We start from the raw sequence: 16,668 nt of genomic DNA, 5'->3' as shown, positions 1-16,668 counted from the left end.
ATCAGCCACGCCCCACGAACGGCATGCCGGTTGCCATCACCGTCAACGTCAGCACATTGGCATCCAGCGGCAGGCTGGCCATGTAGGTGACGGCATTGGCGACGTGGGCCGGATCAATGGTCGGCTCGGAAGCGGTTTCGCCATTTGCCTGCAGCACACCACCGCTCATTTTGGCCGTCATGTCACTGGCCGCGTTGCCGATGTCAATCTGGCCACAGGCAATATCGAAGGGACGTCCATCCAGTGCGGCCGATTTCGTCAGGCCGGTAATGGCATGTTTGGTCGAGGTGTAGGGAGCCGAATTCGGTCTTGGCGTCGTGGCCGAAATCGAACCGTTGTTGATGATGCGCCCGCCTCTTGGTTCCTGCGCCTTCATCATCCGGAAGGCCTGCTGAGTGCAAAGGAAGGCACCAGTCAGGTTTGCAGCCACGACAGCGCTCCATTCCTCGAAAGAAATATCTTCCAGTGGAACGGACGAATTCGAGATCCCTGCGTTGTTGACCAGGAGATCGAGCCTGCCGAAAGTCTTCGAGATCTCCTCAAAGAGCGCCTTCACAGACGCCGGGTCACCGACATCCGCGGCAATCCAAGAGACTTCATTGCCGCTGTTGCGGGAGAGTTCGGTCGCAGTCTTTTCCAGGACATCCTTGCGGCGGCCAGTGATCAGAACCCGCCAGCCGGCGCGGCTCAAACCAGCGGCAACTGCCTTGCCTACCCCCGTGCCGCCACCGGTCACAAGCGCGATCCTTCCCTTCACGTCAAATCCGTCTGCGGTCATGGGTTTCTGCCTTCCAGTTCATCTTCGATATGTATGCGGATGATGTCGTCAAAGCTTGTTTCCGCCTGGAACCCAAGCTCAAGCGCACGCCTGGCATCGAAATTCCTCGGCCAGCCGTCAACGATCCGTGCAATAGCCTCATCCGGTTCCCGGCGGATAAGCCTGACAGCCTTTTCCCCCGCGACCCGCCGCAAGGCCTCGATCTGCTCCCCGACAGTGGCGGAAAGCCCCGGCAGCGTGACCGTTCTGCGTGGACCGATCCCAGCAGCGTCCATCCGTGCGGCATGAACGAAAAAGCCGACCGCGGCACGTGGGCTGGCGAACCAGTGGCGCACGCTGTCATCCACCGGCAGAACAGCCTCCTGCCCGGCAAGCGGTTCGCGCATGATGTTGGAGAAGAACCCCGAGGCCGCCTTGTTTGGCCTGCCCGGGCGAATGCAGATGGTTGGCAGGCGCAGACCTATGCCGTCGAAAAAGCCCTTGCGGGAATAGTCGGCCAGCAGAAGCTCGGTGATCGCCTTTTGCGTGCCGTAGCTTGTCAGCGGCGTTGTAAAGAATTCATCGCCGATCTTTTCGGGAAACGGCTGACCAAACACTGCAATCGACGATGCGAAGATCACCTTCGGAAAATACGGCTCCCGTGCGCCTTCGATCCGGATCGCCTCAAACAATTCGCGGCTGCCGTCGAGATTGACCGCATAGCCCTTTTCAAACTCCTGCTCCGCTTCGCCGGAGACGATCGCCGCCAGGTGAAAGATGACATCGGGGCGCGAAGCGACCAGCGTCCGGGCGGCTCCTGCCTTCGAAAGATCCACGGTGACTGCCTCGGCAATACCGGGCAGCGCCGCTGGTGCGGTTGGCGAAACGGCATCGGCCAGCGTCAGCCGGGACACTTCAAAACCAAGAACCTCCGGCTGCGCAGCCAGCTTTTCAACCAGCTTGCGGCCAACCATACCGGCAGCGCCGATGACGAGAACATGCATGGAGGGTCTCCGCGGAACTTGATGGCAGGAACGTTCCACGGGAGACTTGCGGAGATTGGACGGAAGGGCAAGGCGGATTAAGCGGAAAGGTGTTCTCCCGGCCGAAACACAACCTGAAAGACTTTACATTCGGCCAGTGAGCAGCCCGCAATAAAGGTTATCCCCCCGAGCCGCTTGCGCAGATCAGGGGGACAACGCGGTGGCTCAACCCGCCTTGATGAAGTTTTCCAATTTGCCCAATGTCTGCTGTCCAAGTTCCACAGCGCCAAAGCCCTTGGCTTCCTGGAATTCCGCAGCAGTGCTGAAGACCATGCCGAGCGTGACCTTCGTTGCGCCGTTCTCTTCCTCGAACGAGGCCCAGGCGTCGGCATGCTTCGGGCCATTCTCGCCCCAGAGCAGCGTATAGCTGAGCCGTTCATTTGGCCGAACGTCCGTATAGAGATGGTGGTTCGGAAAAACCGTACCGTCAGGTGCGATCATGTCGAACACCCACTCGCCGCCTGCGCGCAGATCAATCCGGGTGGTGCGGCAGGAGAAGCCGTCCGGTCCCCACCATTGCGGCAGGGTTTCGGGGTTCATCCAGGCGCCCCAGACAACGGACCGCGGTGCACGGATCACCCGCTGCAAGATCATCGTGCGCTCGGCAGCGCCTGCCAGATTGTCCAGGCCCGCATTGAAGCCGTCCCGATATCCGCCTTCCATATTCGCGGCCAGCGAGGAAAGCTGCACGGTCACGGACAAGCGGCTGCTTTCACCCAGATCCGCGATCGACGCCGTAACCAGCGCGACGGATTGAGTTTCTCCTTCGCACGAAATCACCTCGTAATTCACGCTGCGCAGCGGCGGCTGAAGGTCCAGCCAACCGCATTCGCAGCGCATATCCGGCTGACCATCCACCTTGCAGAGCGAAATTTCGCGTCCGCCCACCCTGGTATCGGCTTCGAGAAATTCCACGGTAACGGCAGGTGACGGTGCCGCCCAGACTGCCCTTGCCGCCGGAGCGGTCCAGGCCTGCCAGAGGGTTTCGGCAGGGGCGGCCATGTCGCGCTCGAAGAAAAGCGTCGCAAATCCGTTTCTTCCCTCGCCAGCCGCGTTGGAGGCAGTGTTGTTCAGAACCACGCTCTGCGTCATTCTCCGTTCTCCTTCATCACGTTCATTACAAACGCATCCAACCTGTCGAGGCGAGCCTCCCAGATGGCGCGCTGTTCATCGATCCATGTCCGCACCGGCTCCATGGCCTCCGGAACGATGGCGCAGGTGCGTATGCGTCCATCCTTGGCGGTGGTGATGAAACCTGCCTCCTCCAGCACGGAAAGGTGCCTCATGACCGTCGGCAGCTTCAGTCCGGTCGGCTCCGCAAGGTCCGTCACCCGCGCCGGGCCACTTGCGAGCCTTGTCAACATCGCGCGGCGCGTCGGGTCGGACAGCGCGTGGAACAACAGGGAGAGATCAGGATCATGCTTAGCCATATTGCTAAGTATTTCAAAATCCACATCAGGCGCAAGGAAAAACTTCGTCAATTAGCTAAGTTTTAGCCTGCGACGGGCAGCGCGACTGAAAGAAAAGTCTTTCAAGTCATATAGTTATAACCGAACCTTGAAAATTAATCGCAAGAACGAACCTGGCCAATCTGCCGTCCGTCTCCCTGACTGCAGAAGCCAACGTGCTTCGCACCCCGTCATCCCATTAGCAAAACCCGAGCCGGCATCCACAGCCCCATGGCCGTCATCATCAGGCTTTCGGTCAATGAAACAAAGCCGAGCGGAACGGAAGAACTGCCGCCAACGCAGGCGCATTTCAGCTCCCGTTTCTCCAGATAAACCGCCTTGAATATGCTGATAGCGCCGATCAGGCCAATAATGAAGGAAACCGGCGCCGACAGCCAGACCAATGCACCGGCCGTCATCAGGATACCGGCGAAGGCTTCGGCATAGGGATAGATCCTGGAATAGGGAACCCAGCGCCGCGCCAGCAGGTCGTAGTTGAGAAACATCGTGGAAAAACTCTCCACGTCCTGCAGCTTCTGGATTGCGAGGATTGTCATTGAAAGCGACACGAACCATTCCACGGCCCGCAAGCTGAGCAGCGTTCCATATTGATGCCAGGAGAGGCCAAGCGCCAGAAGCAGGGCCACTGAAAAGATGGCGATCACGGGCCGATAGGTCGTGTCGCTACGCTCTTCCTCTGGCGGATCAAGTTTGAAATAGACGCGCAAGGAGTCATAGCCCCCGATCCGCTTGTTGCCGACGAAGGTTTGTGGGGTCGTCTCGACGCCGTGTTTTTCCATGAAGGCGTCTGTCTCCTCACGGGTGGTGAGGTGATGATCTTCAACCTCGAAGCCCTGCCGTTCCAGAAGGTCCTTCGATTTCAGGCCATAGGGACAGATGTGCCCGGGCATGACCATTCGGTAAAGCCTGGCGGTCTTTTGCTCGTCAGTGCCGTTCATCGGAAAAGCTCCTCAGTCAAACGCGGCCCGACCGGGAAACGACCACTCACTTCGACATGATATTGATTGCGCGAGCATGCCTGTTCCGCACCGGCCGGCTGAAGTTTTCTGACAGGCAAACGCGGCGAGCCACGGATGGTTGCGAGGCTCAGCCTCCAGCTGGCTTCATCGCGCTTTCCAGCACGTCATAAACCTGGCGCTCGCCCATCTGGCTGACATTGAACCTCAGGAACCCGGTCATCGTCTGCGAAACGCTGAAGACGTTGCCGGGGGCAAGCACGACGTTCCGGCGCAGCGCGGAGCGGGCAATGGCGGCTGCATCCCGGCCGTCCGGCAGACTGCACCAGAGATAAAAGCCACCCTTGGGGCTGAGCCAGGGCGTTATACCGAGCCGCTCCAACCTGCCGGCAACCTCGCGCCGCTTCTTCGCAAGGCGCACCCGCAAGGCTTCCATGTGCTTGCGATAACTGCCGTCGCTCAGGACGCCATAGACAAGATCGCTTGCAACCGGTCCCGGGCCACCAAAATTGGTGGCCACTTGCAGGTCAACAAGAGCCTCGATCCAGTCCGTTCGAGCGGCAATGTAACCGCAGCGCACGGAGGCAGACAGGGTCTTGGAAAAGCTGCCGATGCGGATGACACGCTCCAGTCCATCGAGAACGGCAAGGCTCGGCAGGGGTTCTGGCGCAAAGCTGCCGAAAATATCGTCTTCTATCACCACCAGGCCGTGGGCTGTCACAAGGTTCAGGACCTTGTGCGCAACCTGGGGCGAGATCGTCGCGCCGGTGGGATTGTGAAGGCCGGAATTGGTGATGTAGAGCTTGGGCTTGTGCCGGGTCAGCGCTTCTTCGAACAGCTCGGTATCCGGTCCGCTGCGCGTGAACGGCACACCGGCAACCTCCACCCTGTGCGCCTTCAACAATGCTTGAAAGTTGAAGTAACACGGGTCATCGACCAGAACCGTGTCCCCCGGCCGCAAAAAGAAGCGGCAAATGAGGTCGATGGCCTGTGTACCCGATGGCGTGAGCAGAACCTGGCCCGGGTTCACCTCAAGGCCTTCTTCCGAGAACTGCCGGGCGAGCAGGTGGCGCAGGTTCAAAGCACCCCGTGTTTCGCCATAGTCGAACAAGTGGCCACCGCCGGTACGCGCCAGCGCTCGCAAGCCACGCTGCATGGCCTCGCTTGGCATCCAGTCCGCCGGCAGCCAGCCGCAGCCGGGTTTCAGAACATCCGGCCCGGCATCGAGCGACTGGCGCGACACCCAGAACGGGTCGATTTCCCGGTCAAGCTGCGGTCCTACGTCGGCGACCGAGAACGGACGGGCGGCATCGGCAACATAAAAGCCGGAGCCTCTACGGGCATAAATGATGCCCTCTGCCGCCAGCCTGTCGTATGCTGTCACGACTGTTGACGGCGACACCCGCATGATCGCGGCAAATCCGCGGATGGACGGCAACTTTTCACCAGGTTGCAGCAAACGGCTGGCGATCTTCCGCTTGACGGCTTCCATTACCGTGGCCGTCCGTGTGTCCTGTTCCATTCGTTTGTCCGCTGAAGTGTATGGCAAGTGTGTACAGTACAGTTTTGCAAAATTGTATTGCACTGTCTCTGTCCTGACCAGCCCCTCCAGATTATTCCTGCCCCTGCAACGTGTTGTCATGGACGTTCAGGAAGGGGCTACGTACGGCAAGCTTCGCTTTGTCTGCTGGCCTCTCGGCTTCGCAAGAGAGCAGGACGGATGCCGCAGCCTCCCTGACACGCCTGGCACCTTGAAAAACAAGACAGCAGAAAGACCAGACATGCAGGCATCGATGGCAGGATGGGGCAGCGGGCTCCTGGGCGTCCTCATTTTCAGCGGCTCCCTGCCGGCAACTCGGGTTGCGCTCAGTGGTTTCAACCCGATGTTCCTGACGTCCGCCCGTGCCGTTGTCGCGGCGCTCCTTGGCATTGCGTTGCTGCTAGTGCTGCGGCAGGCCCGGCCGGAGCGGCGCGACGTGATCTCGTTGCTGATTGTTGCAGCCGGTGTCGTCGTCGGCTTTCCGCTGCTGACGGCGCTTGCCCTGCAACATGTCACTGCGGCCCATTCGATTGTCTTCATTGGCCTTCTGCCCCTGGCAACCGCCCTGTTCGGCATGTTGCGCGGGATGGAGCGCCCAAAGCCCCTGTTCTGGGTATTCTCCTGTACAGGCAGTGCGGCTGTCGGCGCCTATGCGCTGTCACAAAGTGCAGACCTTTCACTCAAGGGCGATCTCCTGATGCTGGCGGCGGTCATTGTCTGCGGCTTCGGTTATGCAGAAGGTGGCGCCCTCTCCCGCCGCCTTGGCGGCTGGCAGGTCATTTCCTGGGCGCTTGCCCTTTCGCTTCCCGTCATGGGAACGCTTGCACTGCTGACATGGCCGGACAGTTTGACAGGTATCGAAATGCCTGCCTGGGCCGGGCTCGGCTATGTCTCGATTTTCTCAATGCTTGTGGGCTTCATCTTCTGGTACCGGGGCCTCGCCATCGGCGGCATTGCAGGTGTTGGCCAGTTGCAACTGCTGCAGCCCTTCTTCGGGCTGATGCTGGCCAGCCTGCTGCTGCATGAACCGGTGTCTTCAACCATGCTCCTCGTCACCACCCTGGTGGTGGGCTGCGTTGCCGGCGCCAAGCGCTTCGCCTGAAGCCTCTTCTTTTCGGCCCGCCGCACACGTCTTGCCCGACCCGAATTCGCTTCCGCCCTCCGGAGAATTTTGCAATATGGTTCCGTATCGTGAAATTGCCTCCACCGGGGCGTACCGGCGGATTTCGGCTGAATTGACTTAAAGGAAAAATGACATGGGTTTCTTTGATTTCGTGAAGGATGCGGGCAAGAAGCTGTTCGGCGATGACGAAGCGCCGGAAGCAAGCGCGGGAGCCATCGAAAAGGAAGTTGCCGACCTCGGTCTCGATTGCGACGTCAAGGTTGAAGTCAGCGGCGACACCGTCAAGATCGCAGGCGCCGCCCCTACCCAGGAAGCCCGTGAAAAGCTGATCCTTGCCGTCGGCAACGTGCTTGGCATTTCCAAGGTCGAGGAAGAAATCACCGTCGAGAGCAGCGAACCGGAAGCCAAGTTCCACACGGTGGTCAAGGGTGATACGCTCTGGAAGGTTGCCGAGGCGGCCTATGGCAACGGCGCAAAGTACCAGGCGATCTTTGAAGCCAACAAGCCGATGCTGTCCGATCCGGACAAGATCTATCCGGGTCAGGTGCTGCGCATCCCCGCTCTCTAAGACCGAATTTCCGCAAGCCACGGCGTCCCCGTGGCTTGCCTCCTTTTCCGGCAATTACCCTTTGCGCTCCATGTCCGCCCGCAGGGCCGGCACCGCTCAGAACCTCTCTCCAGGTATATTTTCCGACACGCCCGGTCCCCATACGTCTGGGGCAATCTTGCAGCTGCGCCCTCGACTTTTCCGCTTTTCAAATGGCAGTACAAAACTGCCGAATAGAAATCTGAGTATTTTTTTCAAGTTTTTTACAAACCAGCCTCGACACCACCCGTAAAATTATGATTATAAAGCTCAAGTTTTCTCATTCAGTGGATTTGGGGCGGTTTTCGGATGGTGCGCCGGCTGAGCCACAGGCTTGTCCAATCGGTAATACTGCTGTTCCTGGTGTCCATTGCCGGCTTCGCCCTGCTGCGCCTGTTGCCGGGGGATTTTGCTGAAGTACTGCTATTGTCCCAGATGGACGGCACCTTGCCGGATGCAGCTGCGGTCGACAGATTTTCAGCCGAAAACGGCTTTGACGATCCTCTGCCCGTTCAATACCTGCGCTGGCTTGGCAATGTGCTGACGGGGGATCTCGGTACTTCCTTCGTTACCGGAGAAAGCGTTTCCGCCGATATCCTGCTGCGGATACGCCAGTCACTGATCCTGGCACTGCTGTCGATCGGCCTTGCCCTTGTCCTTGCAGTGCCGATCGGCTGTTTTTGTGCCTATCACGCCGGCGGCCTTTCGGATCGTCTATTGGCGGCGGCAAGCGTTGCCGGCCTGTCCATTCCCAATTTCTGGTACGCGCTGCTGCTGGCGCTTCTGTTCTCGCTTACCCTCGGCTGGCTGCCGAGCTCGGGCCACGGCACGATTGCACATGCGGTGCTGCCGACGCTGGTCATCGCGACCACCATGACCGGCGTGATTGCGCGCTTCGTGCGGGCCAGGCTCTTGGACGAGTTCCACCACGCCTACATCCGCACGGCCAAGGCCAAGGGCCTCAGCCAGACTCGGATCCTGCTGCATCACGCCCTGCCCAACATCCTGCCTTCGCTCCTGACCCTGACCGGGCTGCAATTTGCCCGCGCCTTTGACGGCATGATCATCGTGGAAACGATCTTCGCCTGGCCGGGCATCGGCAGCCTGCTGGTCGCTTCGCTGCTGAACCGTGACTACCCACTGATACAGATCTGCTTCCTGGTGATCGCCTGCGGCTACATCATCATCAATCTCCTAGTCGATTACCTGGTGACGCTGGCTGACCCGCGCGTTCAGGAGGCGATCTGAATGGCTAGATCCCGACGCCTGTTTCAGACAAGGCCTGATGCAAAGAGCCGAGAAACGCGTGCAGGACTGCTGGCCCTTCTCATACTTCTGATCGTGCTGGCACCGCTCGCAGCGCCCTACCCGCCGGACCAGATAGACATCCTGAACCGTCTTGCGCCCCCGGGCTGGCAGCATTTTCTGGGCACCGACCAGATGGGCCGCGACGTCTTTTCCCGCCTCCTTTACGCCGGCCGCCTCACAACCGGCGCGGCCCTGCTGGTGGTACTGGCGTCCGCGCTCATCGGCACGCTGCTCGGCTGCATCGCCGGCTATCTCGGCGGCTGGCCGGATCAGCTTCTGATGCGCTTTTGCGAGGGACTTAGCGTCCTGCCAGCACTGGCGATTGCCATGATTATCGCCGGTGTCATGGGTCTTGGCCTTGCCGTCGTGCTTCTGGCGCTCACTGCCGTGCACTGGACCGAATATGCCCGACTGGTGCGCAACATGATTCTGGTGGAACGGGCCAAACTTTATGTGCAGGCAGCTGAAGCGCTCGGTTCGTCGCGCAAACGCATTATCCATCGCCATCTGCTGCCGAACATTACCGCGCCTCTCCTGACCATGGCCGCTTATTCGCTCTCCTGGGTCATCCTCGCCTTTGCCGGGCTCAGCTTCCTTGGCCTTGGCGTGGAGCCTGGAACAGCTGAATGGGGCCGGATGATCGCCGATGCGCGCAACCACATGCGCAGCCATCCCCATCTCGTCCTCGCCCCGGGCCTGACGATCACCGCCTTCGTCATGCTGGTGAACCTGCTGGGCGACGGCATCGGCGACCGGATGCGCGCCCGCCACACCAACCTTTTGACCTTTCGAAAAACAATCCTCAAACCAAGGAGCTGATCCTCATGATCTCCCGCAGAACCCTGGGCCGTCTTGCCGTTTCCGTGGCAACGGCCGCCATGCTGAGCCTGCCGCACGTGCCGGCGCAGGCCGAAGGCAGTTCAACACTGACCGTTGCCACAATGTGGGAAGCCCTGCCGCTGTCGATGAAACCGCGCCGCAGCCGGTTCTTCAACGAAAGCGAGATACTGGACACTCTGGTAAAGCTCGATTTCGACATGAAACTTGTGCCCGGTCTTGCTACGTCCTGGGAACGCGGTTCACCCAATGTCTGGCGCTTCCAGCTGCGTGACGGCGTCACCTTCCATGACGGCAGCGCTTTTGACGCGGAAGCCGCAAAGTTCTCGCTCGAGCGGGTGATCGCGTTGCTGCCCTATGCATCCGACCTGCTCAACATCAAGGAAATCCGCGCGATTTCCGGCCTTGAACTGGAGATCGAGACCAACGAACCTTTCACAGCCCTGCCAAACCAGCTGACCGACGCCATCACCGTCATCTACGGCAAGGCCTCGTTCGACGAGAACGGCGAGTTCGTAAAGCCTGTCGGCACCGGCCCCTGGGTGTTCAAGGAGTACCAGAAGCAGGACCGCACCACCGTTGTACGCAACGATGACTATTGGGGCGAAGCACCCAAGCTGGAAGAAATCGTCTACCGCTACATTCCGGACCACAATGCCCGCGCGCTGGCCCTGGAAACCGGCGAGGTCGACTTCGTCGTCCACCTGTTGCCTTCCGATGTGGAACGCATGAAGGCCGACGAGAAGTTCGAAGTCTATGCCGAGCCGAGTGCAGGTCTCTATTACGGCGCTTTCAATGCCGGTGAAAACAGCGTGCTGCATGATCCGAAGGTCCGCCAGGCGGTCAACCTGATGGTTGACCGGGAAATCCTGGTCAAAGGGGCACTCGACGGCATCGGCAAGCCGGCCTGGACTTTCTTTCCGCCGGAATTCCCGTGGGCCGCACCAGAGCTTTCAGCCTATTCCTTCAACCCGGAAAAAGCAGCCGGGCTTCTGACCGAGGCCGGTTACGAGAAAGACGGCACCACCTGGCAGAAGGACGGCGAGCCTTTGAGCCTGCGTATCCTAAGCTATTCCAGCCGCGCCGAAATGGCCACGATCAGCGAGACAATGGCTGCGCTTCTGCAGCAGCAGGGCATTGCCACGAAGCTCGAAATGTACACCTGGGAAGGCATGCTCGATCTCGTCAAGCAGAGCGACTATGACGTTTCCGTCGTCTTCTGGACCCCGGAAATGAACGGTCATCCGGATCTGCACCTGAAGTCGCAGTTCCATTCCAAGGCGGGCCTCAACTACCAGAACTGGGCAAACCCGGAATTCGACGCGCTTGTCGACAAGGGCCGCACGCTGGAAGAAGGTCCGGAAGCTCTGGAAACCTACGCCAAGGCACAGGAAATCCTGCAGACCGACGCGCCGATCATCCCGTTGGTTCACAAGATCTATGTAGCTGCCTCTAGCGAGAACGTCAGTGGCTACAAGGTCCATCCTTCCGGCTTCTTCTACAATTTCAAGGCCGTCAGCAAACAGTAACTGCGCCTGACCTTTGCCCGGACGGTAATCCGTCCGGGCCTTTCCGGGAGACCCGAATGGCATCCTGCCTTTTTCTGAAACCGATCAAGGGCGCCGGCAACGACCTGCCCGATGTTGGCGATTATGTGCCCGACATCGACGTGATCGGCCATTACGACCTCGAAACTGCCGACCTGTCGCGCTATCCCGCACTCTGCCTGCCGGCTCATCTCGACCAGCGATTTTTCGGCAGCCTGACAGCGAAGATCGAACAGTTTCTGGATGCTGGCGGCACGCTGGTATTCAATGGCCATGTTGCCTGGCCAATGCTGCCCGAATTCCAGCCTTTCGTTCCCCTGAACCGCTTCTCGCTGGAAGACCTGCAAATCCACCGGTTGACCGACCACCCGGTGTTCGAAGGCGTTTCAACCGGGGAATTGACCTATCGACGGGGCGTTGCCGGCTTCTACGCCCGCGGTTTCAACCCGCCGCCGGAAGGTGCTGTTAGCCTCCACGGTGTCGGTCCGGACCGCCTGCCCTGCGACTGGGTCTATGAGCGCCCGTCCGGCGGTCGCATCTTCATGCATGCCGGTAATGATCTTTGGATGTACGTCGGCTCCAGCGACACAACGGCGCGCATTGCCCCGCAGCTCTGCGCCTGGGCCAGCGGAAAAGGACCCCAGAAATGACCACGCTCGCAGTGCTCGACGCCGGCACCTACTACCATCATCGCACCATTTACGAGCCACGCTACCGCGGCTTTTTCGACGAGATCATCTACACGCGCGACCTGCCGGAAGCAGATCTGTCCGGCGTCGACACCCTGCTTGTTTCCTGCCGCACCGATCCTTCGGTGCTGCGCCCCCGACGCAAACAGATCGCCGACTTTCTGGCAAGCGGCAAGACCGTTGTCGCCATGGGCTCCACCGGCCATCCGGACTGGTTGCCCAATGTGAACTGGACGGACACACCGACCAATTTCTGGTGGTGGAAGGAAGGCGGCGAGATCGGCCTGAAGTTGGCAACACCCGACCATCCCCTCTTCAACCAACTCTCCCTGGCCGACGTCACCTGGCACTATCATGGTTATTTCCAGGTGCCAGACGGGGCGCAGTCGCTGGTCGATGTCGCAGATCTCGGCTCGATCTTCTACGAGGACACGGTTTCCACCCCCGGCCGCCTGCTGATCACGTCCCTCGACCCGATGTACCATCACGGCAGCCACTTCATGCCTGCGACAACCCGGTTTCTGGACGGGTTCCTGCCGTATCTGAAAGGGACTACCGCAGAGCTTGCGAAAACGACATAGGCCTCCTGCGCACAGCCCTTTCCGCTGCATTCCCGAATGCGCTTCAAGTGAAGCGGCATTGTCAGAATTCGTCATGATTGTTCAGAATTGGTAGGTGGAACCAGCCAGACGATCCCCGGTATTTTCGAATATGTTGAGCGGCACACGCCTGTGTCGACGAAGTACATCAGGAACATACCAAGGAGTGGCGGCAGAGAAATTGGTTTCCGGCAATACCCAAGTCGCAGCTGGAAAAGACCATTCTCGTCCCCCCCACACGCAGATCCTGCGCTTAGACCGCCTCTCTTTTCCTGACGCTCTGACGATGGCGCTTGTGTCCCACGCCGCTCTGGCCGGCGACGCACTGCCAACTGGCGGTGCGTTCGCTGCCGGCACGAGCCATTCGTGGATCTCTCACCTCGTCACAGGGTAAGCCCCCAGTCCGCACCACCCAGTCTCGTCAGCGGCTAGGCCAGCCCTAGTCTGCCAAACCTTCGCGCGCCAGGGCATCGCGGACAGCCTGCCGCCTTGCAACGTCATCGGAATGTCGTTGCAAGGCTGGCCAGTCCGCAATCGAAAGCTTCTGATCGTCAAGCCAACGGCAAACGGTAAACAGATAGGCGTCGGTCAGCGAAAAGGCTGGGCCCGTCAGGTATCTATGCTGTTGGAGATGTCGCTCAATCACATTCAGCCGCAGCGACAAGTGCGCGCGGCCTGGAGACAGAAATGCCTCCGGCGTCTTTGGGCTAAACAGCGGGCTGAAGCTTTTGTGAACCTCGGTTGCAATGTAATTCAGCCATTCCAGGGCTCTCAGGCGCTCCAGTGCAGCGTCCGGCAACAGGCAGGCCTCGGGACGGATCATGTCGATATATTGCAGGATCACGGGGACTTCGGTCAGAAGTTGGCGCTCCTTCAGTTCGAGTGCCGGAACGTACCCTTTGGGATTGATCTGGCGAAAGTCGTCCCCTTCTTCAGTCCGTCGTGATTTGTAATCGACTTTTATCAAACGAAATTGCAATCCGGCCTCACGCAGAGCGATATGCGGTGCCAGCGAGCAGGCTCCCGGCATGAAATAGAGTTTCATTCCGATTACCCTCCGGACCCCATGTCAGGAATGCCATCCAGCAGGACGAGCGCAAGGTCATAAGCCCGTCCGTTCGCTTCCTCCATCCTGTGTCCCAAGCCATGCAGGTCGGCAGCCAGAAACTGATCACCGGGAGATAGCAGCCGCGTGTCTCCATCGCTCGTTTCAATGCGGACCAAGCCACCGAGAACGGTTCCAAGAACAGGTACAGGTGCGCAATGCCATTCGTCCTTGTACCCGGGGGGGTGATGCATCATGAGAACGCCGGTTGCGTCTATGGTTTCGGTGACACTGTAGCCCTTTGGCGAAGGCGGCGTGAAATCACCCTCCGAAAGCGTCCAGAACTCATCCGAAAAATGGGAGCCGCCGTTTGCGCGTGAGCAGATTTTGACGAATTTCATTCTCTTGGTTCCTGTTCGAAACGTGTTGCGCCCGTTGCAGCCCGGGTTACCGACATGCCGGGCTTGCACCGGCCCCGGGCGGCTACATCAAGCGGTTGCGTTTGCAGGGACGGACCGTCCATTGTCGGCATGAACCTTCCGCGCTCCGTGGTCGTCAGAAGGCACGCCACGCGTCGTGTCAGCGGCGATCCCGGCGGCAATCCTGTTGGCTGCGATCCCGGCGGCATCAAAGTAACCGGTGAAAATCGGCTTGAACCCGGTGAACCAGAGCCCGGGATTTTCCGGGTCACGCTCGCCCATCGGGTAATGCGGCACCCCATTGGTGTCGAGCACGCCGAGATGTCCCAGCAGCGGTTCCAGCCCCGTGCGATAGCCCGTTGCCGCGATGACAACGTCGGGTGCGCAGCTTGAGCCATCCGTGAGGATGACGTTGTCCCCCTCGAAGCGGTCAACACCAGGAACGACCCGGAACCGCCCGGCCTTCAGGGCGGCCACAAATCCGTCATCGATCGCAAAGGTGACACCGTCCCGCAAAAGCCGGGTCCCGCCTCCTTCTGGATGGATGGTCAGCCCGTATCGGCGAAGATTGCCAAGAAAAACCCGCTCGGTCAGCCGAAAGGCCGGATCCAGGACCCAGGCCGGAAGGGCCGCGAAAACCCGGGCCAATCGGTGCAGCGGAAACCCGAAGATGCGCTGTGGTACGACTGCAGGCCCGTATCGGACAGACACGATGACCTCTGCCGGGCGGTGCCGCGCGAGATGGTTGAGCGCGTCCGTGCCCGAATTCCCGGCACCGACGACCAGAATGCGCTTGCCATCGAAGCGGGACACATCACCGAGGTTCGCCGTGTGCAGCAACTCGCCCGAAAACTGGTCGCGCCCCGGCCAGTCCGGAATGTGCGCAATGTTTTCGCGGCCCGTCGCGATTACCAGATTGTCTGCCTGATAGTCACCGGTCGCGGTGGAGACATGCCACCCGTCTGGCGTACGGGCGACACTGGTTACCTTGCCACTGTATCGGACGTGTTTGTCCAGTCCCGCAACATAGGCTTCAAGAAATTCCACTATGGTGTCACGCTTCAGAAAGACGCCATCGGTCTTGGGCGCCTTCTGGCCGGGCAGGCTGGCAAACTTGCGGTGTATGTTGAGCCGAAGCGCCGGATGCCGCGCCCGCCAGGGATCAGCAACCCGGCCCCGTGCTTCCAGCACGGTGACAGGCAGGCCACGATCGGAAAGAGAGCGTGCCACGGCAAGACCCGAAAGTCCTGCTCCGATGACAAGCGTGTTTCTGTATTGTTGGGACTTCATGATCAGTCCTTTCGGTGTCTTCTCAGCAAATGCTGAGGAAATTCAGGGTCACGCAGATGTGCGTATTGTTCGAGGCCCAAATCCTGCAGGAGATGGTCCGAAAGCCGCGAGAGGTCTCCGAAATTCCGGCGAAAGCGTCGTTGTTCGCGCGCTTCTCTGATCCGTTGCCAAAAGCTCTTCACGCGACTTGAGACAGTCCTGTGCACCCCGTCGACGAACGGCGATATCATCGTCATGTCATGTGTCCTTGTCGGTGCCCGGTCAGATCCGGGCTGTGAAATACGCGTTGATGGGATCGTGCGGCAGCCGGTGGGTTTCGACCGATGCGAAGCCGGTTTCGGCAAGGTACTCTTCGGCCGTCTCCACTCCCCACATCGCCCCCAGACCCGGACCACCCTGGCCGATGGAGACGGGTGTGCAGTGCATGCTCGAGATCGTGTACAAGAGCGGCGCGAAGGGATTTGCGATGTTCTTTTCAAGATCGCGCGACCCACCGATATCCTGCATCAGGAAGACGCCGCCCGGCCGCATTGACTGCCGCACGAGCCGCAGAAACGCCTTGGGATCCGCCTGGTCGTGAACCGCGTCGAAGGCGGTTACCAGATCGAACCGGCCCAACTCGTTTGCAGTCGACAGATCACGCACTTCGAAGTGCAGGTTCTTCAAACCTTTGGTTCTGGCTTCAGCGGCCGTCTGTGCGAAAGCGTCCTCGCAAAGATCGAAACCGTGAAAGCGACTGTTTGGATAAACGCTCGCCAGCGCCATCATCGCCAGGCCTCGTCCGCAGCCGAAATCGGCCACGTCGATGCCGTCCTCCAACCGCTGGGTCAGGCCCGGGACCACCGGCAGAATAGCGCTCACAAGGTTGGCGACGACCAACTGCGCACTGTCCTCGGCCATCACCTCGTGAAAGCGATCGAAATGGTGGTAGCAAAGGCCCTCGCCACTGCGGAACCGCTCCAGTAGTTCGTTTTCGATGGACGCCGCGATGCTGATGAACTGGGTCGTGACGGCCATGTTGTCCGGGCTGGCGCTACGGGTCAGAAACGCGGCATGCTCCGGCGGCAACGTGTAGCTTCTCGCCCGCGGGTCATAGTCGACGACACCCGCCGTCACCATCACGCCGAGCCATTCACGCAGGTAGCGTTCGTTGACAGCGGCCTTCTGCGAAAGCACCTGCGAATTGAGGCCGGGGTTGGCCCCAAGCGCATCGAACAGTCCTGCGCGGTGCCCGAGAGAGGTCATGATCGCGAGTGCCGCTTCGTTCAGCGTACCGACAAAGCGTTCGGCGAAGGCTTCGGCTTTCGCTTCGTTGAATGCAAGATTTGGGTTCTGGTAGGTCATCCGATGCTCCTGAGGTGGTAATGTGCAGCACGATCTGCCGCTGTCCTGACCATGGAGATGGACCAAATACGCCAACTGCGTTAGAAGAGAAAAAGAATGAAACGGTGATAATCAGA

17 protein-coding genes are annotated in these 16,668 nt (G+C 59.8%); 7 read left to right on the top strand and 10 right to left on the bottom strand.

What is annotated here, in order from left to right; translation table 11 throughout:
- Nucleotide 1: 1 nt before the first annotated feature.
- The 6 genes from B0E33_RS22535 to B0E33_RS22510 all read right to left on the bottom strand — a co-directional run bounded on the left by B0E33_RS22535 (nucleotide 2) and on the right by B0E33_RS22510 (nucleotide 5,747).
- Entirely contained in the window at nucleotides 2-778 is a 777-nt protein-coding gene (locus B0E33_RS22535; protein ID WP_075283765.1) for an SDR family oxidoreductase, read from the bottom strand.
- Nucleotides 775-1,761, bottom strand: a complete 987-nt coding sequence (gene denD, locus B0E33_RS22530) for a D-erythronate dehydrogenase (protein WP_077292482.1) — start codon at nucleotides 1,759-1,761, stop codon at nucleotides 775-777. The genes B0E33_RS22535 and denD overlap by 4 nt, the downstream gene beginning before the upstream one ends.
- Before the next feature lie 204 nt (nucleotides 1,762-1,965).
- The gene (locus B0E33_RS22525; protein WP_077292481.1) at nucleotides 1,966-2,892 is read right to left on the bottom strand and encodes an SRPBCC family protein; all 927 of its coding nucleotides are present in this window, start codon (nucleotides 2,890-2,892) and stop codon (nucleotides 1,966-1,968) included.
- On the bottom strand, nucleotides 2,889-3,230 hold the full coding sequence (locus B0E33_RS22520; protein ID WP_023000773.1) for an ArsR/SmtB family transcription factor: 342 nt from the start codon (nucleotides 3,228-3,230) through the stop codon (nucleotides 2,889-2,891). The genes B0E33_RS22525 and B0E33_RS22520 overlap by 4 nt, the downstream gene beginning before the upstream one ends.
- Nucleotides 3,231-3,439: 209 nt before the next feature.
- On the bottom strand, nucleotides 3,440-4,207 hold the full coding sequence (locus B0E33_RS22515; protein ID WP_228148034.1) for a MauE/DoxX family redox-associated membrane protein: 768 nt from the start codon (nucleotides 4,205-4,207) through the stop codon (nucleotides 3,440-3,442).
- A gap of 148 nt (nucleotides 4,208-4,355) precedes the next feature.
- On the bottom strand, nucleotides 4,356-5,747 hold the full coding sequence (locus B0E33_RS22510; protein WP_077292480.1) for an aminotransferase-like domain-containing protein: 1,392 nt from the start codon (nucleotides 5,745-5,747) through the stop codon (nucleotides 4,356-4,358).
- 259 nt (nucleotides 5,748-6,006) lie between these two features.
- On the opposite strand from B0E33_RS22510, the gene B0E33_RS22505 reads away from it, so the two are divergent.
- From B0E33_RS22505 to B0E33_RS22475, 7 genes are all read left to right on the top strand, one after another.
- Nucleotides 6,007-6,867: a DMT family transporter gene (locus B0E33_RS22505; RefSeq protein WP_077293544.1), complete on the top strand. Its 861-nt coding sequence runs from the start codon at nucleotides 6,007-6,009 to the stop codon at nucleotides 6,865-6,867.
- A 154-nt stretch (nucleotides 6,868-7,021) separates the two neighbouring features.
- On the top strand, nucleotides 7,022-7,456 hold the full coding sequence (gene lysM / locus B0E33_RS22500; RefSeq protein ID WP_077292479.1) for a peptidoglycan-binding protein LysM: 435 nt from the start codon (nucleotides 7,022-7,024) through the stop codon (nucleotides 7,454-7,456).
- Between the two features lie 327 nt (nucleotides 7,457-7,783).
- Nucleotides 7,784-8,722 (top strand): ABC transporter permease, encoded by a 939-nt coding sequence (locus B0E33_RS22495; protein ID WP_077292478.1) that lies wholly within the window; start codon nucleotides 7,784-7,786, stop codon nucleotides 8,720-8,722.
- Nucleotides 8,723-9,601, top strand: coding sequence for an ABC transporter permease (locus B0E33_RS22490; protein WP_077292477.1), 879 nt, complete (start codon nucleotides 8,723-8,725; stop codon nucleotides 9,599-9,601).
- A gap of 5 nt (nucleotides 9,602-9,606) precedes the next feature.
- A complete protein-coding gene (locus tag B0E33_RS22485) occupies nucleotides 9,607-11,148 on the top strand; it encodes an ABC transporter substrate-binding protein (protein ID WP_208997684.1) in 1,542 nt (513 codons plus the stop codon).
- Between the two features lie 56 nt (nucleotides 11,149-11,204).
- Nucleotides 11,205-11,816 (top strand): hypothetical protein, encoded by a 612-nt coding sequence (locus B0E33_RS22480; RefSeq protein WP_077292476.1) that lies wholly within the window; start codon nucleotides 11,205-11,207, stop codon nucleotides 11,814-11,816.
- Nucleotides 11,813-12,436, top strand: a complete 624-nt coding sequence (locus B0E33_RS22475; protein WP_077292475.1) for a hypothetical protein — start codon at nucleotides 11,813-11,815, stop codon at nucleotides 12,434-12,436. Before B0E33_RS22480 ends, B0E33_RS22475 begins: the two co-directional genes overlap by 4 nt.
- 457 nt (nucleotides 12,437-12,893) lie before the next feature.
- Here the strand turns inward: B0E33_RS22475 and gstA are convergent, their stop codons facing one another.
- The 4 genes from gstA to B0E33_RS22455 form a co-directional block, all read right to left on the bottom strand.
- Nucleotides 12,894-13,499 (bottom strand): glutathione transferase GstA, encoded by a 606-nt coding sequence (gene gstA / locus B0E33_RS22470; protein ID WP_077292474.1) that lies wholly within the window; start codon nucleotides 13,497-13,499, stop codon nucleotides 12,894-12,896.
- 5 nt (nucleotides 13,500-13,504) lie between these two features.
- Nucleotides 13,505-13,900 carry a cupin domain-containing protein gene (locus B0E33_RS22465; protein WP_077292473.1) on the bottom strand — a complete coding sequence of 132 codons (396 nt, stop codon included), beginning with the start codon at nucleotides 13,898-13,900 and terminating at the stop codon, nucleotides 13,505-13,507.
- An 87-nt stretch (nucleotides 13,901-13,987) separates the two neighbouring features.
- Nucleotides 13,988-15,208 (bottom strand): flavin-containing monooxygenase, encoded by a 1,221-nt coding sequence (locus B0E33_RS22460; RefSeq protein WP_077292472.1) that lies wholly within the window; start codon nucleotides 15,206-15,208, stop codon nucleotides 13,988-13,990.
- 261 nt (nucleotides 15,209-15,469) lie between these two features.
- Complete coding sequence (locus B0E33_RS22455) at nucleotides 15,470-16,552, bottom strand: class I SAM-dependent methyltransferase (RefSeq protein ID WP_077292471.1); 1,083 nt, start codon at nucleotides 16,550-16,552, stop codon at nucleotides 15,470-15,472.
- Nucleotides 16,553-16,668: the final 116 nt, after the last annotated feature.

It is taken from the genome of Roseibium algicola (genome assembly GCF_001999245.1).
Taxonomy (GTDB): Bacteria; Pseudomonadota; Alphaproteobacteria; order Rhizobiales; family Stappiaceae; genus Roseibium; species Roseibium algicola.
The sequence above is the reverse complement of the archived record's forward strand: the minus strand, read 5'-3'. Positions and strand labels throughout refer to the sequence as shown.

Bases quoted from the DNA above. Each gene is read 5' to 3' on its own strand.
- B0E33_RS22455 (WP_077292471.1), bottom strand. From the start codon at position 16,552: ATGACCTACCAGAACCCAAATCTTGCATTCAACGAAGCGAAAGCCGAA.
- B0E33_RS22480 (WP_077292476.1), top strand. From the start codon at position 11,205: ATGGCATCCTGCCTTTTTCTGAAACCGATCAAGGGCGCCGGCAACGAC.
- B0E33_RS22495 (WP_077292478.1), top strand. From the start codon at position 7,784: ATGGTGCGCCGGCTGAGCCACAGGCTTGTCCAATCGGTAATACTGCTG.
- gstA (WP_077292474.1), bottom strand. From the start codon at position 13,499: ATGAAACTCTATTTCATGCCGGGAGCCTGCTCGCTGGCACCGCATATC.
- denD (WP_077292482.1), bottom strand. From the start codon at position 1,761: ATGCATGTTCTCGTCATCGGCGCTGCCGGTATGGTTGGCCGCAAGCTG.
- B0E33_RS22510 (WP_077292480.1), bottom strand. From the start codon at position 5,747: ATGGAACAGGACACACGGACGGCCACGGTAATGGAAGCCGTCAAGCGG.
- B0E33_RS22535 (WP_075283765.1), bottom strand. From the start codon at position 778: ATGACCGCAGACGGATTTGACGTGAAGGGAAGGATCGCGCTTGTGACC.
- B0E33_RS22485 (WP_208997684.1), top strand. From the start codon at position 9,607: ATGATCTCCCGCAGAACCCTGGGCCGTCTTGCCGTTTCCGTGGCAACG.
- B0E33_RS22515 (WP_228148034.1), bottom strand. From the start codon at position 4,207: ATGAACGGCACTGACGAGCAAAAGACCGCCAGGCTTTACCGAATGGTC.
- B0E33_RS22505 (WP_077293544.1), top strand. From the start codon at position 6,007: ATGCAGGCATCGATGGCAGGATGGGGCAGCGGGCTCCTGGGCGTCCTC.
- B0E33_RS22475 (WP_077292475.1), top strand. From the start codon at position 11,813: ATGACCACGCTCGCAGTGCTCGACGCCGGCACCTACTACCATCATCGC.
- B0E33_RS22490 (WP_077292477.1), top strand. From the start codon at position 8,723: ATGGCTAGATCCCGACGCCTGTTTCAGACAAGGCCTGATGCAAAGAGC.
- B0E33_RS22525 (WP_077292481.1), bottom strand. From the start codon at position 2,892: ATGACGCAGAGCGTGGTTCTGAACAACACTGCCTCCAACGCGGCTGGC.
- B0E33_RS22460 (WP_077292472.1), bottom strand. From the start codon at position 15,208: ATGAAGTCCCAACAATACAGAAACACGCTTGTCATCGGAGCAGGACTT.
- B0E33_RS22465 (WP_077292473.1), bottom strand. From the start codon at position 13,900: ATGAAATTCGTCAAAATCTGCTCACGCGCAAACGGCGGCTCCCATTTT.
- lysM (WP_077292479.1), top strand. From the start codon at position 7,022: ATGGGTTTCTTTGATTTCGTGAAGGATGCGGGCAAGAAGCTGTTCGGC.
- B0E33_RS22520 (WP_023000773.1), bottom strand. From the start codon at position 3,230: ATGGCTAAGCATGATCCTGATCTCTCCCTGTTGTTCCACGCGCTGTCC.